Source organism: Imperialibacter sp. EC-SDR9, assembly GCF_902498805.1.
Lineage (GTDB): Bacteria > Bacteroidota > Bacteroidia > Cytophagales > Cyclobacteriaceae > Imperialibacter.
The window spans coordinates 20927-44842 of record NZ_LR701605.1; the positions used below are offsets into that span (position 1 = coordinate 20927).

The window sequence follows — 23916 nt, forward strand, 5'->3', positions numbered from 1 at the left end:
GTAGAGTCAGGTTGTCGGTTGCTTCTGTAGCTGCTTCGCAAAGCAGATGCTGCTCGTCATATTGGCATACTGTCCATAGTTTTCAATTTCAGAGTAGCCAGATTTTTTGTACAACCTAATGGCGTTTTTGTACTGCCTGCCGGTTTCTAAAATACAATATTCGCAGGAAAGCTCTGTAGCCCATCGCTCTAATTCGTGAAGAATTTTGGAGGCAATTCCCCGCCCTCTGCCTTCAGGAGAAGTGTACATCCTTTTGACTTCCATGGTGGTAGCGTCGAACTTTTTGATGGCGCCACAGCCGAGAGCTGTTTCTCCATCGTAAGCCACCACCACGTGCCTGATCTTGTCGATGTGATTGTATTGGGCATAAAAGGCATGGTCTTCACCATCCATGGCTGTCACGTACACATCCAGTTGCTTTACCAACTCTACGAAGGCTGGATTTTCAGAAGTGGTTCGTTGCAGTTGGAGCATAAGGAAGAATTTGACTTAGAACCTGCCGTTAGATAGATAATTCTAATGGATTTTGAAGGTTATAGGTAAGATCATTTCTACTTTTATCCTCTGGCCTCGATGCATTGCAGGCTTCCAGTGAGGAGCACCTGAAATTACCTCTTTCGCAGCCTCATCACAGCCTTCACCAATTCCCTTTAAGACCTCGACGTCAACTATTTCCCCCTCCTCGTTAATGAAAAATTGAACAAAGACATTTCCCTCAACTCGAGATCTTCGTGCAGACTTTGGATACTTTAAATTTTTGGAAATATAGCTATAAAATTTAGGCAGCCCCTCGCTTGGTTCAGGTTGTATCACCAGTTCTTTGTAATGGTATTCGGTTCCAATTGAATCGTAACTCACTCCGCTAATCAGAACCCCTTGTTGATATTTTTCTCTGAAAAACAAAGAGTCATTTTCATATCTACCGAACCATTCTCCATCTCTATCTGAGTTGACTAACCGCCCTTCTATGGTATATTCCTCGTCTTCGACTGATGACTGATAGTCGCCAGTACCATTTGTTACTAACTGTAATCCAGTGGAATCCCATAATTGAATGACCTTTTGTGACTGAGAAAGTTCTTTGCCAGGTTCAGGTGTCTCAAAAAACCGAGTTTCTTTTTTTACCCCGTTTTTGTGCCAGTATGTCCAATTGCCCACACGTTGACCCTTTTCAAAATTTCCTTCTGACGACTTCTTGCCATTTTGAAAATAGTAAACAAACCAACCATGCTTAATATTGCCTTTTGGAAGCATGAAGGATCCTGACATTCTGAGTTGACCACCCATATAATAGTCTTCAACCATTGTCATTTCTGGGTCTGAAATGGAGGGTGTTTTCAACCGATAGTAATCGGCAGTTTCTTTCTTGGTCTCAATTAATTTTTTATCTAGAAAAAGAGTATCTAGTTGAGCGATACAATCACAGCAGGAAATTAGAAACAGAAGAGAAGAAATATAAAATTTCATGTAAATCTGAGCGTTGAGTTTGTAACGATGGTAATTTGATGCAATGGGTTTCTAGTCGAGTAGGCTTAATTATTTGCTGACCAACGGCTTCAGTGCCTCTCTCATTTTCACATACCCAGTGGCGTTGGGATGCAAGCCATCTGAGAAAAGGCTTTCGTCAATCTTGTTGTCTTTGTTTAAGAAGATGGCACCCAGGTCAGCGTATTTTACCTGCTTATTACTGGAAAGCCTGGCCATTTCAAGGTTGAGGTTGGCCACCCTCTGCTCGTTATTTCTTCGTGGCAGAAGTCCCATCATCGTGATTTCTGCTTTTGGCTGACGGATTTTGATGACGTCCAGTAAAATGCTTAGCCCTTCAAGGATTTCTTCGTCAGTGTTGAGGTGCAAGTTGTTGGTGCCTATCATGATGAAGATCTTTTTGGCTTGAAACCCATCCAGCTCTCCATGGTAAACACGCCAAAGCACGTTCTCCACCCTGTCCCACCCATAGGCCTGGTTGCGCATGCCTGCAGGTGTAAACAGCGTTTTCCACGATTCTTCTTCCACCACTCGTTTCGTGCGGGGTAGGCCACCCCAAAAGTGAATAATAGAATTGGCGAGGAAGACCATCTTAGGTGGTTCGTTGGCGTTCATCTGCAGAATTTCGTTGTGACGCTCTTCCCAGTCGTAGTTGTTGGGCTCACGGTATTGGGTGACTGGTTTGGTGGTGGAAGCGACTCCCACCGGTTCATTCAAAATGGCCCTCAGACTTTTTTCGTAGCCCTGCGCATAGTGAAGCATGCCGAGGTCGGTGGGATGAGTGCCATCTACCGTATCGTCCAGTCCCAGGCCAATCTCTTCCTTCGTCAGGTAGAAGAGTCCGGTAACTCCTTCTTTCTTCAACTGATAAAAGGCCTCCTGCTGCACCCGGTTGGCCTTGGTGTATTGCCACTTTCTATCGTCGTTGACAAGGGCGTCGGTATAACCAGCGTTATCCACCAGCAACATTGGTGTAGTGGGATGCTTTGCTCTCAAAGTACGAACAGACGTTAGTACCCGATCCTTTAGCCCCTGTTCTCCGTTGATGCCAAGCCTTGCCCAGGTGCCAGGAATCAGGTTGGGCAAGCAGTCGAGCACAAACACTTTGGCGTCAATCTCATTCACGAAATCTACAACGGAGCTGTCGAGGCGGCCATTGCCGCTGAAGGCCAGGTTGATCAGTGGCCTATCCATTTTTCGTCCGACAATGGATGTCCAGGCCATGCCGGGGCGGGAGGCGCAGGCACCGTGAGCGATAGAGGTGCCGTACACTACTATGGGCTTTTCTTTGCGGACAGGAAGTGGTTTGAAATGACTCCCGGTTTCCACGCCTACTTCCAGCCAGGAAACCGAATTGTAAAGCGGCAAATAAAGGCGGTATTCTCGGCCCAGCTCGTGAAATTGGTCGTTGGGCCTCAGCCCCTCGTAGCGGTAGGTAATGGTATCACCGAAGTTTCGTTTGGCAGCGCACCAGACTTCCTGCCCCTCATTGGTAATGGCATAGAGGTCGACGCCGCTCACACCGGTAGCGGGCATGTGATCCATGCCGTTGTTGTTGCCGTCACCTTTTGGCTTAGAAATATATCGAACAACGATCTGTGTAGAATTGGAACGAAACCGCACCATAAGGCCAGCTGAATGCTGAGAAAGGTTCCAGACTGCCGGGGGTACTTTCCCTTCGGCTCTGGCGGGAAGCCGGTCGTAGGGTTCCTTTGTTTCGCCTGCCCAGGCTTGCCCTTCTATAACGGGGAATGCATGTTCGGCTGGGTTCCACCATTTGAGCAAAGACTTTTCTTGAGAGAAGGTGTCAAAGGCGACAAGACAAACCACGACAGCGAGTAGGTATTTTTTCATGAGGTGTTAAAAATAGAATAACGTAAGCCCTTTTGTGCTCGAAAAGGGAAAGTCAATCTAATAGTTTTTGCTTAAAAAGCCTTCAGTGAAACTATTGGGTGGTTCTCAAATAGCCGAGATCGGCTCTACCACAAACCCTCTTTCCCTCAGCTGGCTGATCAACCCGCATTCAAACTGTAGATGGCTTAGGCCGACAGCAACAAAGCAGCTTGAGGACTGGAGATCATCAACGATTTTTTCCAGCCAGCGGGTGTTGCGGTCGGTGAGTATGAGGCTGTTGCGGCAGGGCTCCGTTAGTCGGTAGTCAAAGGCCATCTGCCGGTACATGTCGGTGGCTTCGCAGCTTTGGGTATCACCTCCACTCTTTATTAATTCGATAAGCCGGGACAGGCGTTTTTTATGCACTTTTGGTGGCATGCCTTCAATGTCTTTCCTGATTAATTCCAGTTGCTCTTCAGCCGTTTCCAGCCCTAACACTTGCTTGCCTGCCTGCTTGGCAAGAAAGCCGATATAGTCGTCGATTGAAAGATTGGGGTCAGCGGCGGATCTTGTGTTGCAGGTGTTAATGGTGTATTCCCTGTTGAGAGCTGCGTGCAGTTCCTCAGGCCGCAGCTTTTCAAAGTTGGCGGGACTGTTTTGCAAGTGCTCTCGTAAGTAGGCCAGGTCAGCTTTTGTCAGGTATTTTGACCATTGAGTGTCAGCCGTACGGGCGTTCACGATATCGTTGGCTGTGTGCCCGGGCCCGGGGTCTGATTCTGTAATCACGATATCCGCTGCCATGAGTTTGTCCTTCGCATTTTTCAGTGTATCAAAGAAAGACTTGCTAAGGGCGTGGTGGGTGCCGAAGAGGTAGGATTCAACTGAGCCATCTGGTGAAACAACTCGAAACAGGAGCGTACGGCGTACCTCACCCTGGCGGTTGTTGGCAGCGAGCCTTCCGGCGATAAAGCCGAGGAATATTGCAAGAAGAATAGATGCAAATTTTTTCATCAGTCAGTGTTGTATCTACTCAAATATCCTTGAGTATGCCTTGGTCAAATAGAGGAAGCCAGCTATGATTTTAATTGCCAAAATTGCGAGGTTATTGCGCAGCAGGATAGTAAAAACTGGACAAAAGATGTTTAGCTTCAGTTTCTTGTAAAAATGGGCATCTGCAAATCCCTCGGAGCTTTCAGGTATTCGCCGGGTGTCAGGCGTGTGAACTTCTTCATTTCTTTTATAAAGTGCATTTGGTCGTAAAAACCATTGTCGTGGGCAATGCTGGTGAGGTTGACCTGGCTGGCTTTGTTAGTGGCTTTCAGTGTATGAAACAGCCGAATCAACTGCCCGCACTGCTTGGGTGACACGCCCAGGTTTTGCATGAATTTTCTCTCAAAGGTTTTTATGATGACGCCGGTTTCTTCCGCCAGATCGAGTATACGGTGAGCGCCCCTTCCATCCACAATGCGGTTAATCAGGTAGTCGAAAGTGGCATCGGCCTGCCGGTTGAGTGTCAGCAGTCTTTTCATAAAGTAGGTTTCGATAAGCCTAACCCTATTTAGCAAGCACTGGGTTTCAAAAAGCTTGCTCTCCAGCTCCAGCATATCTTTTCCAAAAAGGTCTTCAATGGGAATTGACTGATTGACGGTTTCCTGAAGGCCTGGCTTGATAAATGGATAGAGCCCATAAGGCTTGAAGCGAACAGATATACCCATTTCTCCATCTACCTTCACATCCTGAGCAATAGTTTTGAGCCCGGAGAGGTGACTACCCAAAACCTCTACTTTGTCTGAGCCGTCTTTTATTTTTCTTTCCAGCGTGCCAGAGGTAAAGATTAGCTCCACTGTATTGTCGGGCACCACCAGGTAGGTTCGCCCTTTGTTTTCAGGCCGCTGCGTATAGCTTTCTGTCCACACACAGTCGATATATCGACTAAGCACGCTGTTCAGCTTAAACTCCTGGTACTCATAAATCATACTGATGCTCTTATGATCGTATGGAGGAGTATACTTTGGTTGTTAGAATTTGTTGCAAAACTGTGGTGAGTGGTTGGAGTTGTTAAGCGATAGGCTGGTAAACCAAATGAGGGTGTCTCAAAAGTCCTAACTGGATGTCAGGTTGAGCTTGTCGAAACCTTGTTATTAGTCCTAATAAGCATTTCGACAGGCTCAATGTGACAATTACGTCAGCTAAAGGACTTTTGAGACACTCTCCCTGGTCACATACCATATCAAATCAGGCCCACACTTAGGTTGCAGCCTGAGTTATTGTGTTTTCTCGTACCTTAAAAGGTTACTTGCCCATGGAATGAAGTATTGGAAGTTGGGTGCATCGGTGTGCCCTCCGTCATGTTGTCGCCATGCCAGTTCGCCGTCGAGCAGACCTGTGAGGACGGGAGGCATTTGCTCAGTCTGATAGTTATTGGAGACCCCAATGTCTTTGACGCCTAAAAGCTTGAAAGCCGGGCCAGCGGCCACCGTAGCCATGTAGCTTCCGTGCTGATCCAGCCATTTAGCATCGCCTTTTTCAGGAATGCCATAACTTATGAATGTTAATCGGGGGGCGCACAGTGCAATTAATTGATGTGAGTCGACTGGCAGGTCGCAGCCTGTCTTACTTCCGAATTCGGCTTTGGAAGCGCCGTACTTCAGGTAGTTGCCCGCCATCCAGTGGTATTCGCCTGAGCCAGTGATGTTTTCTACGGCTTCACCAAAAACACGCCGGTGAAGCACGGCACCACCCTTTCCAGACGATCCTATGAGCCCCACGGCAAATCTTTGCTCCAAAGCAAGCGTCACCAGGGCGGCTTTTCCATAGCGTGACACGCCCTCGATGCCTACTTTCTTCGCATCCACCAGGGTGTCTGTTTCCAAATAGTCGAGGCCTCTGGCGGCTCCCCATGCCCAGGCACGCAGTGAGCCCCAGTCGTCAGGTTTGCGTGGTTGGCCTTTGTTCACCAGCCCAATGATTCCCCGGGTGAGCCCTGCGCCATTGTCGGCTTGAATGCTCGCAGGCTCGATAGTGGCATAGCCCCAGCCTGCTGCTAGCAGTTGCTCTGTTGGAGGCGAATCGCCAGTTGGAGGAGGTGCAAAAAAATTGGGGCCAGGCAATTTTGTGACGGGCGTATAGGCCGGGTACCGGTCGAAGATTTCCTTTACCTCAGGATTGCTCCTGATCATCATTTCCTTGAAGGTCTCATTCAGGGTTTGCATGTCGTCGTTGGAGGGCTGCGCTGGCGAAGGGAATGAAGGGCGGCCGAACATCATCAAAACCGGTACGGGCCCTTTCACATTGGTGGGCACCACCAGCATCATATTGATGTTGACGTTGATCAGCGGATAGGCGCTGTTGTCGACATGCCCCACCAATTGCTTTGCTATAACCGGTATTCGGCCAACGAACTCTTTGTCTGTGATTTTCACTTCCCAGGTCACTGCCGGGATGTTTTTCGGCAGGCGGCCGTACATTTCAGTTTCAATATCTTCTACAATTTCAGGGCGGCGCTGCTTCCACCACATGTCAGCCGAGGTGACCTTTTTGCCACTGTTGGTGACAAGCAGCTCCGGCAACTGAGGGCAGGGATTGGCAATTGATTCATCGTAATTGGCGTGATTGGGCGCCGATTCATTGCCGCTTGGACCCGGCCTTAGTTGTTGAATGCTCAACTGCTGCATCATGTTGGCGTGGTCTTCCTGTGCTGTAAAAGTGATCAGAGGCGGGTATTTGCTGCTGTCAATTTTCGCCCCCTGGGCAATCGCCATGTGGCTAATTGAAGCGGTAAATAATAGAGTAAGTAGGTTTTTCATCAGTTGTAATTATTTATAGCCGAGTCGAAATATTAGTGCATACAAAGCTTCATTGATGTGTCCGGAATGGAGAGGCTGGTAGTCCCTCCTGGTTGTACAAGTTGGGATTGTCAGGGTTGTCGGCCCAGGCGTAGCGCACAAATTTTGGCTCAGCTAATTCATCACTCCATACAATCACTTTATTACCTTCAATCTTTGCCTGTGCCCAAACAAATTTTTTATCGGCTCCGGCGATAGCAAATTCGCTCAGTGCTTCTCCATCATCGGTTGTCAAGCCACCACCAGTATGTGAAAACGAGATGGTTATTTTGTTACCCTCGATAGAATGGTTTTCGTACAACGGGCCTGAATAAACGATGGCTTCCCCATAAGCTATTTTTAGCGCCGCAAGCGCCATTCTTTCGCCCACATCCTTTTTGTTGTCAGGGTGGATATCGTTCCATTCTCCCAAGTCAATATTTACCGTCATGGCAGTGTTGGGAACCGCCAGACCCTTTAGCTGCGATTCCCTCAAAACTGCCCAGTTGCTTTCGGATGGCAGGTAGCTCACGTCCATGTAGTTGGGGAGCTGCGCATAAATAAATGGTGCGCCGGGATAATTGAAGCGATTTCTCCAGTCTCTGATAAGCGCTGGCAACAAGTAGGCATATTCGGCTGGTCGGCGCTCGTTACTTTCTCCCTGATACCACAATATTCCTTTTATCCGATAATTGGTGACAGGGGCCACCATCGCATTGAAAAGTGCGGTAGGCTGGCTTTGTGCGTTGATGCCTGGCGGTGACGATGGCCTGGGTGCAAACACAGCGCCCACTTTGTATTGCCAATAGCCCTTCAGGTCGACAGTGTCGGTGCCGGCAAACACACAATAGGGCTTGTCGGGTACGAACCCACCTTTGCCGTTGTAGTTAGTGACCTTCACCACAAAAACATTCTTCCCGGCTTTTAGCAGGCCAGCGGGAACCGGGTACCTTCGCTGTGGGTATTGATACGTTTTGTTCCCGACTTCTTTGCCATTGATGTAGAGCACATCTGCGTCCACTATCCGCCCAAGAAATACCTTCGCCTCTTTGCTAACCATGGAAGCTGGGACATCAATTTCTTTTCTGTACCAAACGATACCATTCAGGTCTTTGGCACCCTGGTCTTCCCAGTAGCCGGGGACGTTGATGGTGCGCCAGCCTTTAGGGACGAAATCGGAGGCATACCACGGTTTTGGCCCGGTTAGTCCTCTGTCTTCGGGCTGCTTTGGGGGCTGGCTTGGTCTTGCCTTTCTATTGACTGCGTTGACGTATGCTGTGTCCTTGTTGTTTTCTATGGTTTGCAGTATAGATGGGAATTCTTTGAAACCTTCCTCACTTGTCCACGCTTCAATAGGGGTGCCGCCCACACTGGCATTGATCAATCCGATGGGCACATGGTATTTCTCGTAGATTTTTTTCGCAAAGAAGTAGGCCACTGCCGAAAAAGGTCTCACCTCTTCTGACACAGCCTGGCTCCAGGAGCCGTCAGTCAAATCTTCCATGGGGCCGGCCAAACTATTACGGGTTGGAATAAGAAACTGCCGTATTTCAGGGTAGTTGGCATTGGCTATTTCATCGGCATAGGTAACGTCATGGATATTCAACTGGTGAACCATGTTCGATTGCCCGGAGCAAAACCAAACATCACCAAGCAGGATATCTTCGAGGGTAATGGTGTTCTTGCCTGAAATCGTCATCCGATGCGGGCCACCCGCCTTCATGGCAGGCAACTCTACCTGCCATTTTCCCTCTGCAGAGGTTGTTGCTTTATATCGCTTGTTGTTGAATGCAACGGTGACTTTTTCGCCCGGAGACGCCCACCCCCAGATATTGAGTTTTGCGTCACGCTGCAAAACCATACCGTTTGTAATGATTTTTGGTAGCCTCACCTGTGAAAAGGCGTTCGTCAGCGGGCTCACTAGTAGTGCTAGTAGAAGCAGTCTTCTGACAGTTGTCAGGGAATTATGCTTTTTGAGCATACCTGTCTCTTTCTTCATTTGTTTCAACGAGTGGTTAGTTTATGCTTCAGACCGAACGGCTTATCTTTACGAAAAGACTGCTTATAGGTGCCAGTGTGCTTTCCAGCCTGGCATTGAAGATATAATATTTTGCATACATGCCCTAAAGCAGCGGTCGAGAGGTCCGTGCCTACCCCCGCTTCACTCCAACTTCTTCAGCTCCACATAAAAAGGAAAGATGCTCCGGCCATTTACTGCATAAAACGAAGTCAGGTCGCAGTCCAATTGAGGCAGGCTGACGGTCTTCATTTCTATCATGTCAGTAGTGCTTCCGGCCACCTCCATCTGCTGGATAATGGGCCCCGTTTCGAGGTATAAGGTACCGCCACCTGCTACTGGCTGAGTGAATTTGAAACGGATATTGTATCTCCCTTCTTCAATACCGACTCTCCAAAGTCCATAAATTTCTTCCTGGGCCCAAATGCCTCTTTCGCCGTCAGCATCGTTTCGGTTTAGGATCACAGGGTTTTCCTTTGCGCTGCCAACAGCAATTCTGGGCGGGTTCATCAGGTTTTCGGAGGTAATGAGCTCCCGGTAAGTGCGATCCAACTCAACTTTCAGAGGCGTTGCTATGGTCTTGCTTCTTGCAATGATGTTGTTTTGCTCGTATGGATCGGCTTCAATATTGTACAGTTCAAAAGCTTCCAGCGGGGCATTGTAGTTGGTTTTGCCCACCAGCTTGTAGGGGCCTTTTTGCAGCGCCATGTTGTTGTACAGCTCGGGGTAGCGCCGGGTCCAGTAAAAGAACAGCGTTCTTTCTGACCAGTCGACCTTTTCGCCCTTTAGCAGTGGCCAAAGACTCCTGCCATCGATTTGCCGGTCAGCTGGAGCGGCTACGCCACAAGCCTCAGCGATGGTTGGCAGGATATCGATATGGGCAGCAGTGGTGGCGACATCTTTGTTGCCTTTCAGCTTGGCCGGATAGCGCAGATACAACGGCACTCTGACTCCTCCCCGGTAAACGTCACCTTTCCGCCCTCTCATGCCTGCTACATACCGGTTCTGCTGAGGGCCGTTGTCCGTCATAAAAATGACGATCGTATTATCGGCGATTTTGAGGTCGTCGAGCTTTTTGAGGAGTCTGCCTACATTGTCGTCAATATTTGTTACCATAGCGTACACCCGGAGTGCATCTTCTTTGTCCTTTTCACTCATAGGCATGAAAGGTCTGCCATCGTCAAAACCAGTTGACGGATCAATGTCTTTGTACATCTGGTAGTACTTGTCGGGCACCTGCAAGGGAGTGTGTGGTGCATTGAAGGCCAGGTAACAGAAAAATGGAGACCGGCGATTGTTTTCGATAAACTTCACGGCCTGTTCAGCGAAAACATCCGAGCAATACCCCTGATACGCCTCCTGCTTCCCATTGTGCCAGAGTGTTGGGTTGAAATAGCTGCTGTCGCCTTTGAACCAGGTGGTTACATCACCAACCTGCCCCATCCCTCCCGAGAGGTGAATGACAGATTCATCAAACCCCTGGTCGTTGGGTCTGCTGGGGTAATTGTCGCCCAGGTGCCACTTACCAAAGATGCCGGTGGTGTAGTTGGCTTGCTTTAGCATTTCGGCAATGGTCACCTCGCTGGCTGCCATAGTAGCTCCGCCATTGTAAGTATCTCTGATGCCGGTACGCAGTGAATAACGGCCTGTCAGCAGGCTGGAGCGGGTCGGGGCGCACACCGGAGATACGTAGAAATTATTGAGTCGGGCGCTTTCCCTGGCGAACGCATCAATGACTGGGGTTTTGACATGTGGGTTGCCTGTAATTCCCAAATCGCCGTAGCCCTGATCATCGGTGAGGATAATGATGACATTGGGTTGCTGCGCTTGTTGAGCAAGGGCACAAAACGGAATTAACCAGCCAATTATCCAAATTCCAAGCAGCACTTTTATTGTCCGTTCGTTTGCCTGTAACATCATCACTCTACTTTATAGAATCTGTAGTTGTTGTTCCAAAGCAAGACTACCGGGCTATTCTCACTGGCAGAAAAGACAATCTGATCTCCTTTTTCCAGGTCGATGAATTTCATAGCCTCCGTCGGCGTCAGACTGAAAGAACTGTTTTCTTCGGGGTCGATCACAGTGAGCTGACCATTGGTGAGCCTTACTTCAATATAATAGCTGCCTGATCCCGGCACCTGCTCTGAATACTGATACTTTCCGACAAATTCCTGTAGTTTTTCCGGGGACAGTTTGATGGTTTCTATGGTTCTGACATTCGACAGATCCCAGTCGTAGTAGTCAGAGGCTGCGTTGATGATTTCGCCAATCAGGCGGCCTCCGTTGTCGGCATTGGTCATTATGATAATGGCTTCTCCCTTATGGGCGAAGGCCACCATATTGTTCGTAAACCCTGCATTTTTTCCGCCGTGCTGAAAAATCAGGCCATTGCCCTCGTTTTTCAGTGATGGCCCCAATCCCCAGTCATTTTTGTCTTTGGTGAGCATGTGGGTCACTATTTCCTGCGATAATATGCCGTCCTTTTTGCCAGCCACAGTGGATTGAATTTCAATGCAGTATTTGGCCAGGTCGGTGGGGGTGGTCCAAAGGCCGGCGGCAGCCTGCTCCGGGTAGTTATGCCAAAGCCCGTCAATAAGTGTGCCTTCACCGTCGTAAGCTGCGCTGGCATTAGCTGTAAGATCGGCCGGCAAAGGCTGCGCATAGGTACTGTGGTCCATGCCCAGGGGTTCCAACACGTTTTGCTTCAGGTAAATGTCGAGTGGCAAGTCGGTCACATCTTCCACCACCTTTTCCATGATGGTATAGCCCCCGCCTGAGTACCTCCAAAGGGTGCCGGGAGTCGTATCTACAAAGATGGCTGGCGTATTACCTCTGCCGTTCAAGACTGTTTCAATGCCTGGAAATATCATGGTGGGATGATAACCAGGAAAGCCATGCACGGTGGTGCCTGCAGTATGGGTCAGCAATCGGCGAAGTGTTACTTTTTCAGTCTGCGTAAACTCGCTGGCAGGAATCTTCCAATCTTTCAGGTAGGTGTTTACGTCCTGGTCAAGGTCAACTTTGCCTTCTTGTGCCAGTTTCAGAGCTGCCAATGCGGCAATAGGCTTGCTGATAGAGCCCGCCTGAAACAGTGTGTTGATATCAACCAGGCTGCCCGTTTGAGTGTTAGCAGTTCCGTAGCCTTTGGCCCAGCTAATTCTTCCGTCTTTTACTACGGCAATACTTACTCCAGGCACGTTATAGTGTGCCATTCTCTCAGCAAGCGTGTAGGTCTTCACCGGTTCACCTTTTATTTGCATGCCAGCCACCAGGCTGTTTTCGATGACTTGGGCGGCATCTCCATCGCCCACCTGAGTTGAGGTGGAACAGGAGTAAAGGGTGAGAAAACAAAGAAGCGCAGGAAATGTCAGCAGTTTCATGAAGTAGGCTAGGTGGGTTTGTTCTAAGGGTAAAGTTGTTTATTAGTAAGCAAGATAGCAGAATGTACCGAAAGGAGTTCAATTCGAGGCGCATCAAAAAAAGCCACCCCGGGGGATGGCCTTTTTGTGGTTTGAACGCTGTTTTGAGACTTTACTCGTATCTCAGTGTTTTAGAAGGGTCCAAAACAGCCACTTTATATACCTGGTAGCCCACGGTTAAAAGCGCAATCGCCAGCACAATGAGCAGCGATAAGCCAAGAAACAACCACGGGAAGCTGATCCGGTAGGCGTAGCCATCCAGCCATTGATTCATGCCCAGGTAGATAAGCGGCGCTCCCACCACAAGTGCTAACACGATCAGGGATAGAAAATCTTTATAGAAAATGCCAACAATGTGCCCAACCGATGCACCCAAAACCTTTCTTACACCCACCTCTTTGGTTCTCTGAATGGCCATGAAAGATGAAAGCCCGAACAATCCGAGTGTGGCTACCACCAGCGCCAGCACCGAAAAGGCACCAAAAACAGCGCCAAAGCGCTTATCTTCCTGATACAAGCTGTCAAACCTTTCATCCAGAAAAGCATACTTCAGAGGTGCATTGGGGAAAAACTGCTCCCAGGTGGCAGCCAGCACATCAAGACCCTCCTGATACTTGCCTGCTTCCAGCTTTACCATCACCTGTGGTGGTGCATCATTGTAGAAATAAACGGTTGGCTCAACTGCGTTTTTGAGAGAGCTGCGGTTCACGTCCTTAAGGATTCCCACGATGTTCCATTTAGGGTTTTCGAGGTTTTTGCCGAACTGAATCTTTTCATTGACTATCGTTTCATTTACTTCGAGACCAAACCGCTTGATAAAGGATTCATTTACCAACACAGTTGCCGTGTCGGCACCCCTGGTTCTGTCGAAGTTTCGGCCAAAAATGAGATCGATATCCAGTAAATTAATTACCTCATCATTGATTTGCAGTACATAAGTAGTAGCTTCCAGCAAGTCGGTTTTGCCGACGATTTTGATCCCTCCGCTGCTTGAATTCACGTCGGAGCTGCCACCTCCCGGCAGATTGGAGATCATGGCCACGCCCTTTATTTCAGGGTGGTTTTTTAGCTCCTCAGCAAACAAAGTACGTTTCTGGGTTTGAGTTGCAAAGTTTTCGTTGTTGGATCTGGGGCCTCTGAACCCAACTATCTGATCAATTGACATGCCGATGTCCTTAGACCGCATAAAACTGACCTGCTGGTAAACAATGAAGGTGCAGGCGATGAGAGAAAGTGAGGCGGTAAACTGCAGCACAACGAGGCCTTTCCTCAACCAAACTCCCTGTTTTGAGTTTCTGAATTTTCCTTTCAGTACCATCACGGGCCTGAATCCCGAGAGCACCAGGGCAGGGTACACACCAGACACCAGTGTGCCAACAAAAGCAAATAGGCCTACATTCCTGAGAAATCCCTCATCATTCCAGGCATGATCGAGTATTTCTTTGCTGATCAGGTTGTTGAACGACGGCAAGGCAAGCTCTGCCAGCCCAAGGGCAAGTAAAGCCCCCAGCACATTGATCATAAACGCCTCTGTCATGAATTGAAAAACGAGCTGGTTCCTACGGGCACCCACTACCTTTCTGATGCCCACTTCTTTCGCTCTATCAAATGACCTGGCCGTGGAGAGGTTCACGTAATTGACCCACGCAATGACCAGGATAAAAATTGAAATAAGGTTGAGAAAACTGACGGCCCGGGCGCTTCCATGTATCTCTGGTTCAAAGGTTAAATCGGAATAAAGGTGGATGTCAATCACGGGCTGTAGGTTGAATACCAGCGTGTTGTCGTCCCCCATGTATTTCTTTGACAGGGCAGGCAGCAGAGGCCTGATATTGTCGATATTGGCCTCTTTGTCGAGTTTTACATAGGTATAATAGTTATACCCATTCCACGCCTCCTGATCAAGCCGCTCTTTGATGGTGCTGATGGCCATCAGGATATCAAATTTGTAATGAGTGTTCTGACCGGGGTCAGCAATCACGCCAGCGACCTTAAAATCTTTCTCAAAATCTTGCAGGTAGATGGTTTTGCCAACAGGATCTTGACTCTCAAAATAAAACCTGGCCTTTGATTCCGATAACACAAGACTGTTTGGTTCACTTAGCAGAGAGGCAGTATTGCCACTCAGGACTTCGTAAGTGAACAAATTCAGGAAATGTTCATCGACGGCTATCACACGTTCCTCGGTTACGAAGCTTTCTCCTTTTCTGAAGATCAACCCCCCAAATTTGTAGGTGGTGGTGGCGTCTATGATTTCCGGCACCTCTTCCACCAGCGCTTTGCCAGAGGGGGCGAATGACATGGCATCTCTGGTGCCCAGCACGCTGTCTACCACCTGATCGGTTGTGAGGCGATACAATTGGTCAGCATCGGCAAAGTGCCGGTCATAGCTTTCTTCAAACTTTACATACTGCTGAATCAGCAGGAAGGCCGCCAGCCCAACTGCCAGCCCCATTACATTGATAAAGGTGAAGGCCTTCTGTTTGAGCAGGCTCCTTACACCTATTTTGAAATAATTTCTTAGCATACCTGTGTCCTTTATAATTGAGTTTTTGAAAAATGTTCGCATTAAAGAAGGCCGAAAAAGCACAATCACTTGCAGCATGTACTTCCAATCGGCCACCACCGGCGAAGCTGCCCTGTTGCGCAGGTATAGCTCCTCCAGGTCACCACTAATGTCGGGGTAAAAATCGGGGTGGAGGTACCACCTGAGCAGCCGGTTCGCCAGCCGTTTGATCATGTGAATTTGAAATCCAATGCAACAGGGGGAATGGCATTGTACAGCGCCAGCCGCACATCCTTTGAGTGATCCAGCGCCTTTTTTCCATAAGCCGTGATCGTAAAGTAGCGCTTGGGCTTGCCGCCCCTTTCGGTATTGGGTTCTCCCTCTCTGGAGTGGAGATAGCCTTTGCTCTCCATTCGCCGGAGGGCAGACTGCAGGGCACCCACGCTCACTTTTCGCTTCAGTCGGCCTTCAATTTCGTCTTTCAATGCCACCCCATAAGCTTCGGGGTATAATACGCCGACAGTCAGGAGCACAATCTCCTCGAATTCGCCCAATTGATATTCCTTCATGCGTAATGATTTATTTAAGTGCAATTTTGATTTCTTTCATTCCCTTCGATTCAAAGTAGGCCAGTAACTCTGCGGCATCTTCCTTACCTCGCTGTGCATGGTGAAGAAAGGTAAAGCCATGAGGGCCGAGTGTATTGAGCATTTGCGGATAGGCTTCTAGAACTGGCTTGACCAGATCTGTTTTTCCCAGCATAGTAAGCGCATGCAGAGTAGGTCTGGCGCCGGCATCAATCAGAAAATTGACCATCTCTTTGAAGCCAACATGACCCCCGGCGCCAATAGCGGTCTCGAAGTCGCCATTGCCCCAGTCGTGGCTGCTGTAGATCAGGTTAGGGAACTCAGCGAGCAGCTCTTTTACCTTGTCCAGATCTCTGTGCCCCGCTCCAACAAACTGCTGCACGATATCTTTTTGATACGGAGCTGGTTTATCTTCCTGGCCGAGTATGGTATTGGGTGCTACCACGAGGGCCGAAGCGCCAAGGCCAAGCCCTTTGATAAATTGAGATCTTTTCATAAGCCCTTATGTTTGAGTTTTCTCACAAGTAAGGCATGGAAATATCCCAATGTCTTATTTGTAGTATTGCAATGTGAGAAAATTAACATCAATATCCTAATTGTAGTATTGATATTTAAAACACTAGAAGGCTTGACTCCTAAAAATGGTTTAAATCTTTCCTTCTTTTAACATGTCGATTGCCTTAGCAACCCGTTTGACTTTGGTCTCATCTGTTTTAGCATCTTCTATCGGCAATACAAGCAGCTTCTTTTTGCTGTTTGAAAGCGCTTCAAACTTGCGCCTGAGGGTTGGTTGAGCATCCAATGCTTGTTGAAGATCTTCGGGCACATCCACCGTTCTGGGAGCAGTATCTACTTCTAACGTTACTTTCACTTTGTCGCCACCAGCCAGGCCTGAGGCTGCTCTGTGGGCAGAGCTGAAGCTGATCATGAATTTTCCACCCATGGTGGCAATGGCACTTCGGTAGGTATAGTCGTTGACAGTGACCACCACGAGAGGTTTTTTGCCGGCCCCAAGCGCTTCAACTGTTTCGCTAGGTACTTCGATGCCTGTATTGTTACCCATTTGCAAGATGGTAGTCGTAAATTTTATCATTGGTAATGATGTTGGGGAGACAATGTATTTTTTTACCTGATTCCGCACTCTCAGCTTTCCGCCCAACCAGGCACTTGGCCAGCCAAAAACAACGAGCGCTACCGGATACCAGTGAGGAGGTTCACTCCACATGGCGATGGCTCCCAGAATGCCCAACACAGTGCCAATGGTAGCGAGAATAATGGAGTGCCTCATTGGATTGATATGGGCTATTCTGGCAGTGACGTAACCGCCAACAAACACATAAAAGGTGCGGTAGAAAGTGACGAAAAGTTTTAGCCAAAGCGGATTTGAGTCGAATGGCAGCAACATCAAACCCGATTTTTCCAGCACCACGTCGGTGATATGAGACAATGCAAAAATGACAACCAGTCCAAGCAGGACAGCCCCTGCGCTTTTAAAGAAGTTCATAGTAGTAGGTTTAGGTTGGTGAACGTTAATTCTTCATTTTACTCATGTCCATGTAGAGCACATTCCAGCGGTGGCCGTCCAGATCAATAAAAAGACTGCCATACATCCAGCCGCTCATTGCGGACGGTTTGTGAGAGCTTTTCCCGCCTGCATCAATCGCTTTTTGAGTCAAAGTATCTACTTCCTCTTTGCTCTCGGTATCTATGGAAAGCAGCACCTCGCAGCCTTTGCTTGTGTCGGCAATGTCAGCATTTGCAAAGCCCTTAAACGCAGGCTCTTCAAACAGCATCACCACCACATTTTTCTCTCCGACTAATAGAGCCGCAGAGGTTTCGGTATCTCCAGGTCCGGTGCTGAACTGAAAACCAAGCTTTGTAAAAAAGGCTTTTGACTTCTTTACATCTTTCACAGGCAGGTTGAGCCAAAGTTGCTTTGTCATATCGGTATTGGGTTGGGTTTGTGAGAGTCAAATATCAGTTTTTATGACAATGACACTACGGTATGAATGCGACAAACACAAGGGGAGTCTGCGACTTGCCGCATTCATGAAAAGGATTTTTAGACAAGGGTTTTGATTAGCTCGTCCAGATTGTCGTGCGCCATGGCGAAGCCCTCCTGGAAGCCCATGTTCACCATGGCTTCAAGCTCTTCCACCGAGTTGTATGATGTGACTACATTGACTTTAGTGCCGGTTCCCGTCGCAGAAAAACTGACCTCCCAGTACGCTCCCGGAAAGTCTTTATTGATCTTCCCAGCCTCATCGCAAAATGCATCTTTAGCCGAATAGCTGATAAGAACTCTGATCTTGTCATAGTCAAGCCTGGCCCAGGCTACTTCTCCTTCAGGCCCCACCATGCAGTAGTGCCAGTAGCCACCTTCCTTAAAGTTCATCGATTTTGTTTTGGCTTTCCATGGGCTTGGGGCCCACCATTGATCCAGCAGCGTGGCGTCGGTCCAGGTTTTCCAAACCAGTGCTACGGGTGCATCAAAATGCCTTTCGACTAATATTTTCTTATTAGTCAAATCTTTGGTAAAAACTGTCTTATTCATCTTTGTCTTCTTTTAATTGGGTAAGCAAATTATCGAGTTGGTTAAATCTATTTTCCCACATTTTACGGAAGGGTTCCAGCCAATCGGCTACGGCACTCAGCTTCTCCGGCTGCACCTGGCAATAGCGCTCCCGTCCTTTTTGATCGATGACAATAAGCCCGCACTCGGTTAGTATTTTGATATGCTGCGAAATGGCAGGACGACTCATCTCAAAATTTTCGGCGATGGCGTTCAGGTTGAGCGATTTCTGCGTGAGCATATTGAGAATGTCCCTTCTGGTTGGATCGGCTATTGCCTGAAATACATCTCGTCTGGTTTCCATTTTATATTGCGTAAGTACTTGCTTACAAATATATATGTAAGTATTTGCTTACGCAAATGATTTTAGTTTTTCTTCCAGCAGCATGAATAGTGGCGGGCGAAAGTGTGTCGATGCCGATCACAATTCATTGACAGTCAAACAAATGGAAGCTGTTTATTCTCTAAGTTGCATTGGTAATGCTAGCCGACTTGGCTGCTGAACTTTCTTTTTCCAAAAAATGCCCCTGCCGTATTGAGTTTGAAAATAGCTGTTTGGTGATATCTTACGTTGTTATATTGCACCTTCCAACCCTGAGACAAGATTTTGCCACATTGCCGCCTTGCACAGGCAGGGATGACTGGACTATATGCCAGAAACAAAAAGAAATAAATTCATAAAGATCATAGCGGGTATTTTGGGAGGCATCTTGTTGCTTTTCATCATTGCCGTGTTGCTTATCCGAAGTCCCTGGGGGCAGGATATCATTGTGAGCAAGGCGCTTGATTTGGTAGCCGACAAAACAGGGGCAAAGGTGGATATCCGGCGGCTTTTCATTACTTTCTCTGGAAACGCTTTTCTGGAAGGCCTTTACGTTGAAGACCAGCAGGGTGATACCCTGCTTTATTCCGAGAGTCTGGAGCTATCGGTAGCGCTGATTCCGCTAGTTAAAGGACATGGCCTCAACCTGAAAATGCTGGAATGGTCGGGGCTTACTGCCAGGGTGAACAGAAAAGAGCCCAGCGGAGCCTACAATTTCGACTTTCTGATAGCTGCATTTGCAGCTGAGCCCGATTCGACTCAGGCAGCCACTGAACCACCTAAAGAAGGAGCTCCTTTCTATATCGAGGTTGGGACGGTTGCTTTCAATGATTTTGACATTACCTATGATGATGAGGTCTCTGGAATATTGGCATCATTGAAAATCGGTGGCCTTCAACTCGAAATGGACGATTTTGACTTAGACCAAATGAGGTTTCATGTTGAATCGGTTGCGTTGGAGCATTCCGAAGTAACGTACAAACAGGTAAAGCCCTTAGCGCAATCTGTAGATACGACTGGGTCACCGTCTGTGCTTCCATTTTTAATCGTGGACGAGCTGACGCTGGACGACGTGAAGGGCAGCTATGTATCAATGCCAGATTCCATAGCCGTGGAGGCGCAGATTGGTCACTTTTTAGTTGAAGCGCCGGAAATCGATTTGGCCAACAACATAATCAATATCGAAACTATTGTTTTCCAGCAGTCGGATCTGTCATATGTTTCCACCAAACGTCTACAGCCTATCGCACAGCCAGCAGATACGGTAGAAGGTATTCGAGCCCCTTTGGCTTTTGAATGGCCAGACTGGCAGGTGGCGGTGGGATCCATTTCGCTGGCAGACAATCAGCTTGCTTATCAGGTAGATACGGTTCGCTCCAGAGAAGGTACTTTTAATGCCAACGCCATGGCTTTCGCTGACTTGGCATTCGAAGCCTCAAATGTGGCTCTTCATCCGGGTTTGGCGCAGGCGCAAGTCAACAGCCTTTCCTTTAGTGAAGCAAGTGGCCTACACCTGACGCAACTCGCTTTTGATTTGAAGGTGGAGGACAACGCCTTATCGTTAGCAAATCTGGAAGTCGAAACAGGCAAAAGCAGTGTGAAGGGTAGCTTAAGTGTTTCTTATCCTTCCGTTGCGGAGGCGCTCAATTCACCAGAAACATCAGTATTCGATCTCTACATTGCCGAGATGGGTATCAATGTAAGCGACGCCTTCATTTTTCAGCCAATCCTTGCTGAAAACAAATATCTCGTTGCACTAGCAGAGCAAAAGTTAAGCGGCCATTTTCAGCTAACCGGGTCACTCGCTGACTTAAAGGTTAATGATGCTTTGATCAACTGGGGTGATGAAACGACCCTGTCATGGAACGGAGCGTTGAAAAATGTTCTGGACGTGCAACACCTTCAGTTTGCAGCGGCACCTTTTACTTTCAAAACAAGTAGAACGGACGTTGTTAAATTTATGTCGGAAGATGAGCTGGGCGTGGCCGTGCCGGAAACAATCACCCTTGACCTGACGGCCAACGGAGAGCTTGACGAGTCAACCATATTAGCCAGCCTGACGACTCCGGATGGTAGAATAAACGTAAACGGTAAGTTTTCTAATAAAGAGCGGCTATCATTCGCCGCTGATATTGACGTGAAGGAACTCCGGCTAGGTAAGCTGTTGAAAAGTGATCAGATAGGCATGCTGACTTTCACTGCGGAGGCGGCTGGGTCGGGATCAAACCTGCCGTCACTTAACGCATCGCTCCAATCTGACTTTCAAACATTGGAGTTCAATCGCTACGATTTTTCAGGGTTGGCATTGGCTGGCAACATGAAAGAAGGAAAAGGAGATGTTGATCTTTTATTTAAAGACGAGAACCTGGACGTTTCGATGAAAGCGCTAATCGAGCTGGATACTTCTTCATCTACGGTCAACATGGTGCTCGACTTGAAAGGGGCCGATTTGCTAGCCCTTGGTATAACCAAAGAAGACATCAGAGCCAGATTTAAGCTGGAGGCTGATTTTGACGGAAATGCGGATGTATTTAGCATTAAAGCGGACATAGAAGATGGTCTTGCTATCTACGACGGGAGATCTTTTCCGTTGGGTGCTTTTAACGCTGATGCTATGGTGAAGGAAGACAGCACGAGCTTACACGTGGCGAGTCGTTCTTTGAGGCTGAACATGGAATCGAATACTTCACCGTCTCTGTTGGCAGCTGCCATAACCAGACAACTTAATGCTTACTTTTCTGATTCAGTGGCAACCGACACGGTTTTGCGAAATACCGTCATGGAAATGGCCTTAACGATCCGGCAGTCGCCGTTGCTGAACGAAGTGCTGCTGCCAGGGCTTGAACAGATGGATTCCGTTACCATCACCGCAACGTTTGATGAGGCCAATAGTACACTGGAGGCACGGATCCGGGCTCCGCTTATTGCCTATGGCGGGAGCAAAGTGGACAGTCTTCGTTTCGACCTTACAGGCGGGAAAGACAGCGTGACTTTCGACTTTGGCTGGCTGGGTGTGGAAGCTGGTCCACTGGCGATTCAGAGAACCACCATAGCCGGAGTGCTTAGGAGCAGGCTGCTAACATTTGACTTTGACAGCTTCGATAAAGAGGAGGCGATTGCACATGTGCGATCAGAGATCAGTTTTGAGAGCGACACCATCAATTACCATGTGGTTCCATCGGGTTTCGTTCTCGACAAAAGCTCCTGGTCGATTGAAGAGACCAATGAGATACGCTATGCTAACAGACTGCTGACGTTCCAGGATTTCACATTGAGCAAAAACCAGCAATCGCTCACCGTTAGCTCCAACCTGCCCAACATCGAGAAGGCGCATATTGGAATTGACTTCAAGAATTTTAGCCTTGCCACTCTGCTTAGCTCACTTAACCCTGAGGAGCCGCTCGTTACGGGGGTCCTGTCGGGAAATTTCATCGTGGAGGATCCTTTTGGTAACACGGGCATGCTCGCTAGTCTCAAGATTGATCAGCTGCATATCATGGAGGTCGACCTCGGCAACATGGTAGTCAACGCTAAATCGATTGGAAGCGGAGGCTATGATTTCAACCTGGCCCTCAAAGGAGCCAGTGCTGACCTTGACCTGACAGGGGACTATCTGGCTGATGAGGCGGGGGCGAAAATGAATCTCGATTTGAAGCTAAATGAAGTCAAAACAAGCGTGATTGAAGGCTTTGCAAAGGAGGCAGTTTCCGAAGCCAGCGGAAGCATGGCCGGTGTAGTCAAAATCACGGGCACCACTGCCTCGCCGGAGTACAACGGCACTATTCGTTTTAACGCCGCCAGCCTTGTTGTGAATAGTTTAGACACCCGTTTTACATTGCCCGACGAGACGCTCAAGGTTGATAATACGGGATTGTACCTCGATAATTTCACAGTTGTCGATGATGATGAAAACGTTTTCCGGCTGGACGGGAGAGTGTTGACTGAAAATATTGGTAATCCGACGTTCCAGTTGACGATCAATGCAAGAAACTTTCAGCCGGTCAACGCCGCAAAGGGAGACAAACAACTGTTTTACGGTAAAGTGAAAATGGATGCTGATCTGACTGTTGGAGGCGACTTGAAAGTCCCGGTCATCAGGGGAAAGCTCGCCATCAAAGAAGGGACCGATTTCACTGTGGTGGTTCCGGAGTCACAAGTTGACTTAGCAGAAAGGGAAGGAGTTGTGATGTTTGTAAACAAAGCAAATCCCGATGATATCCTGACCCGAAGCGAAGGTAGTTCTTCCTCGGCTCAGATAACCGGCTACGATGTGAATACGACGTTGACGGTTGAAAAAAATGCGGTCTTCAAGCTCATTATTGATGAAAAAACCGGGGACAATTTTCAGGTGTCAGGTACCGGAACCCTGGTTGTTGGCCTCGACCCAACCGGCAGAACAACCCTTTCCGGAACTTATGCTATTGCAAGCGGGCATTACGAAGCAAGCCTGTATAACCTGGTAAAAAAGCGATTTGAAATGTCTTCAGAGAGCACCATTAGCTGGCGGGGTGATCCGTTGGATGCTTCATTAAATGTGAGAGCTATTTACAATGTGGAAACCTCGGCCGCACCTTTGATGGCGATCTACACATCAGGTGAGAGCAGTAGTCTGGCAAGTAAATACCAGCAAACCTTACCTTTCCTCGTTTATCTCAACGTAAGCGGGCAACTATTACAGCCTCAGCTGTCTTTTGCACTTGATATGCCCGAGAGTGATCAGGGAGCCATTGGTGGCGACGTGTATAGCAGAGTGCAGCAGCTGAACAGCCAGGAAAGTGAATTGAATAAGCAGGTATTTTCTCTGCTGGTGCTTAACCGATTCTTTCCGGGATCAGGTACTGATGGAAGTGGAGGGGGTGTGGCATCAATCGCCAGAGGGAATGTCAACAAAGTGCTGTCGGGGCAGCTCAATAATTTTTCGGATAAACTCGTCGGTAAGACAGGCCTCGACCTCAATTTTGGGTTGGACAGCTACACCGACTATGAGGGGGAAACTCCGGAAGACCGAACCCAGCTTGATATAGATGCCCAGAAGAAACTTTTCCACGATCGCCTGATTGTGCAGGTGGGCAGCGCAGTAGATATTGAAGGAACCGCCCAAACGACGGACGATACCACACCTGTTATTGGCAATGTCAGCCTCGAATATCTGCTTTCCGAGGATGGACGATATCGGCTCAAAGGCTTTAGAAAAAACGAATACGAGGGTGTAATTGACGGACAGCTTATTCTTACGGGCATTTCGGTGATGTATAACAAAGAGTTTAATAAGTTCAGAGAACTCTGGCGAAAAATGGCTAAAGAGGAAGGAATGGAAGAAGAGATTGAACAAGGTAAAGCTGAAAAGTAAT

At 48.2% G+C, this 23916-nt stretch carries 17 protein-coding genes; 1 reads left to right on the forward strand and 16 read right to left on the reverse strand.

The annotated features are described in order from the left end of the window. Positions 1 to 6 precede the first annotated feature (6 nt). The 16 genes from GC130_RS22410 to GC130_RS22485 form a co-directional block, all read right to left on the reverse strand. Positions 7 to 474, reverse strand: a complete 468-nt coding sequence (locus tag GC130_RS22410; RefSeq protein WP_152000599.1) for a GNAT family N-acetyltransferase — start codon at positions 472 to 474, stop codon at positions 7 to 9. Positions 475 to 516: 42 nt separating this feature from the next. Continuing rightward, positions 517 to 1467: an energy transducer TonB gene (locus GC130_RS22415; protein WP_152000600.1), complete on the reverse strand. Its 951-nt coding sequence runs from the start codon at positions 1465 to 1467 to the stop codon at positions 517 to 519. Between the two features lie 69 nt (positions 1468 to 1536). Then, positions 1537 to 3339 (reverse strand): SGNH/GDSL hydrolase family protein, encoded by a 1803-nt coding sequence (locus GC130_RS22420; protein WP_152000601.1) that lies wholly within the window; start codon positions 3337 to 3339, stop codon positions 1537 to 1539. A gap of 105 nt (positions 3340 to 3444) precedes the next feature. After that, positions 3445 to 4329 carry a TraB/GumN family protein gene (locus GC130_RS22425; RefSeq protein WP_152000602.1) on the reverse strand — a complete coding sequence of 295 codons (885 nt, stop codon included), beginning with the start codon at positions 4327 to 4329 and terminating at the stop codon, positions 3445 to 3447. Positions 4330 to 4466: 137 nt separating this feature from the next. Next, entirely contained in the window at positions 4467 to 5294 is an 828-nt protein-coding gene (locus tag GC130_RS22430) for a helix-turn-helix domain-containing protein (RefSeq protein ID WP_152000603.1), read from the reverse strand. Positions 5295 to 5582: 288 nt separating this feature from the next. Then, positions 5583 to 7124: an acetylxylan esterase gene (locus tag GC130_RS22435; RefSeq protein WP_152000604.1), complete on the reverse strand. Its 1542-nt coding sequence runs from the start codon at positions 7122 to 7124 to the stop codon at positions 5583 to 5585. Between the two features lie 49 nt (positions 7125 to 7173). Further along, positions 7174 to 9141, reverse strand: coding sequence for a sialate O-acetylesterase (locus GC130_RS22440; RefSeq protein WP_226940581.1), 1968 nt, complete (start codon positions 9139 to 9141; stop codon positions 7174 to 7176). 162 nt (positions 9142 to 9303) lie between these two features. Next, positions 9304 to 11079 carry an arylsulfatase gene (locus GC130_RS22445; protein WP_226940582.1) on the reverse strand — a complete coding sequence of 592 codons (1776 nt, stop codon included), beginning with the start codon at positions 11077 to 11079 and terminating at the stop codon, positions 9304 to 9306. Next, positions 11079 to 12539 carry a serine hydrolase gene (locus tag GC130_RS22450; RefSeq protein WP_152000605.1) on the reverse strand — a complete coding sequence of 487 codons (1461 nt, stop codon included), beginning with the start codon at positions 12537 to 12539 and terminating at the stop codon, positions 11079 to 11081. The genes GC130_RS22445 and GC130_RS22450 overlap by 1 nt, the downstream gene beginning before the upstream one ends. 151 nt (positions 12540 to 12690) lie before the next feature. Further along, on the reverse strand, positions 12691 to 15318 hold the full coding sequence (locus tag GC130_RS22455) for an ABC transporter permease (RefSeq protein WP_152000606.1): 2628 nt from the start codon (positions 15316 to 15318) through the stop codon (positions 12691 to 12693). Beyond that, positions 15315 to 15653 (reverse strand): PadR family transcriptional regulator, encoded by a 339-nt coding sequence (locus GC130_RS22460; RefSeq protein WP_152000607.1) that lies wholly within the window; start codon positions 15651 to 15653, stop codon positions 15315 to 15317. The genes GC130_RS22455 and GC130_RS22460 overlap by 4 nt, the downstream gene beginning before the upstream one ends. A gap of 10 nt (positions 15654 to 15663) precedes the next feature. Then, positions 15664 to 16167, reverse strand: coding sequence for an ankyrin repeat domain-containing protein (locus tag GC130_RS22465; RefSeq protein ID WP_152000608.1), 504 nt, complete (start codon positions 16165 to 16167; stop codon positions 15664 to 15666). Positions 16168 to 16317: 150 nt separating this feature from the next. After that, complete coding sequence (locus tag GC130_RS28960; protein WP_226940583.1) at positions 16318 to 17175, reverse strand: YdeI/OmpD-associated family protein; 858 nt, start codon at positions 17173 to 17175, stop codon at positions 16318 to 16320. A gap of 25 nt (positions 17176 to 17200) precedes the next feature. Continuing rightward, on the reverse strand, positions 17201 to 17614 hold the full coding sequence (locus tag GC130_RS22475; RefSeq protein WP_152000609.1) for a VOC family protein: 414 nt from the start codon (positions 17612 to 17614) through the stop codon (positions 17201 to 17203). A gap of 119 nt (positions 17615 to 17733) precedes the next feature. Continuing rightward, entirely contained in the window at positions 17734 to 18225 is a 492-nt protein-coding gene (locus tag GC130_RS22480; RefSeq protein ID WP_152000610.1) for an SRPBCC domain-containing protein, read from the reverse strand. Next, the gene (locus GC130_RS22485; protein WP_152000611.1) at positions 18218 to 18547 is read right to left on the reverse strand and encodes a helix-turn-helix transcriptional regulator; all 330 of its coding nucleotides are present in this window, start codon (positions 18545 to 18547) and stop codon (positions 18218 to 18220) included. Before GC130_RS22485 ends, GC130_RS22480 begins: the two co-directional genes overlap by 8 nt. 346 nt (positions 18548 to 18893) lie before the next feature. On the opposite strand from GC130_RS22485, the gene GC130_RS22490 reads away from it, so the two are divergent. Then, positions 18894 to 23915 carry a translocation/assembly module TamB gene (locus GC130_RS22490; protein WP_152000612.1) on the forward strand — a complete coding sequence of 1674 codons (5022 nt, stop codon included), beginning with the start codon at positions 18894 to 18896 and terminating at the stop codon, positions 23913 to 23915. Position 23916: the final 1 nt, after the last annotated feature.

Coding starts and splice junctions, on each gene's coding strand:
- GC130_RS22430 (WP_152000603.1), bottom strand. CDS start 5,294: ATGATTTATGAGTACCAGGAGTTTAAGCTGAACAGCGTGCTTAGTCGA.
- GC130_RS22480 (WP_152000610.1), bottom strand. CDS start 18,225: ATGAATAAGACAGTTTTTACCAAAGATTTGACTAATAAGAAAATATTA.
- GC130_RS22460 (WP_152000607.1), bottom strand. CDS start 15,653: ATGAAGGAATATCAATTGGGCGAATTCGAGGAGATTGTGCTCCTGACT.
- GC130_RS22450 (WP_152000605.1), bottom strand. CDS start 12,539: ATGAAACTGCTGACATTTCCTGCGCTTCTTTGTTTTCTCACCCTTTAC.
- GC130_RS22490 (WP_152000612.1), top strand. CDS start 18,894: ATGCCAGAAACAAAAAGAAATAAATTCATAAAGATCATAGCGGGTATT.
- GC130_RS22475 (WP_152000609.1), bottom strand. CDS start 17,614: ATGACAAAGCAACTTTGGCTCAACCTGCCTGTGAAAGATGTAAAGAAG.
- GC130_RS22410 (WP_152000599.1), bottom strand. CDS start 474: ATGCTCCAACTGCAACGAACCACTTCTGAAAATCCAGCCTTCGTAGAG.
- GC130_RS22485 (WP_152000611.1), bottom strand. CDS start 18,547: ATGGAAACCAGACGAGATGTATTTCAGGCAATAGCCGATCCAACCAGA.
- GC130_RS22465 (WP_152000608.1), bottom strand. CDS start 16,167: ATGAAAAGATCTCAATTTATCAAAGGGCTTGGCCTTGGCGCTTCGGCC.
- GC130_RS22415 (WP_152000600.1), bottom strand. CDS start 1,467: ATGAAATTTTATATTTCTTCTCTTCTGTTTCTAATTTCCTGCTGTGAT.
- GC130_RS22445 (WP_226940582.1), bottom strand. CDS start 11,079: ATGATGTTACAGGCAAACGAACGGACAATAAAAGTGCTGCTTGGAATT.
- GC130_RS22435 (WP_152000604.1), bottom strand. CDS start 7,124: ATGAAAAACCTACTTACTCTATTATTTACCGCTTCAATTAGCCACATG.
- GC130_RS22425 (WP_152000602.1), bottom strand. CDS start 4,329: ATGAAAAAATTTGCATCTATTCTTCTTGCAATATTCCTCGGCTTTATC.
- GC130_RS22440 (WP_226940581.1), bottom strand. CDS start 9,141: ATGAAGAAAGAGACAGGTATGCTCAAAAAGCATAATTCCCTGACAACT.
- GC130_RS28960 (WP_226940583.1), bottom strand. CDS start 17,175: ATGAACTTCTTTAAAAGCGCAGGGGCTGTCCTGCTTGGACTGGTTGTC.
- GC130_RS22455 (WP_152000606.1), bottom strand. CDS start 15,318: ATGATCAAACGGCTGGCGAACCGGCTGCTCAGGTGGTACCTCCACCCC.
- GC130_RS22420 (WP_152000601.1), bottom strand. CDS start 3,339: ATGAAAAAATACCTACTCGCTGTCGTGGTTTGTCTTGTCGCCTTTGAC.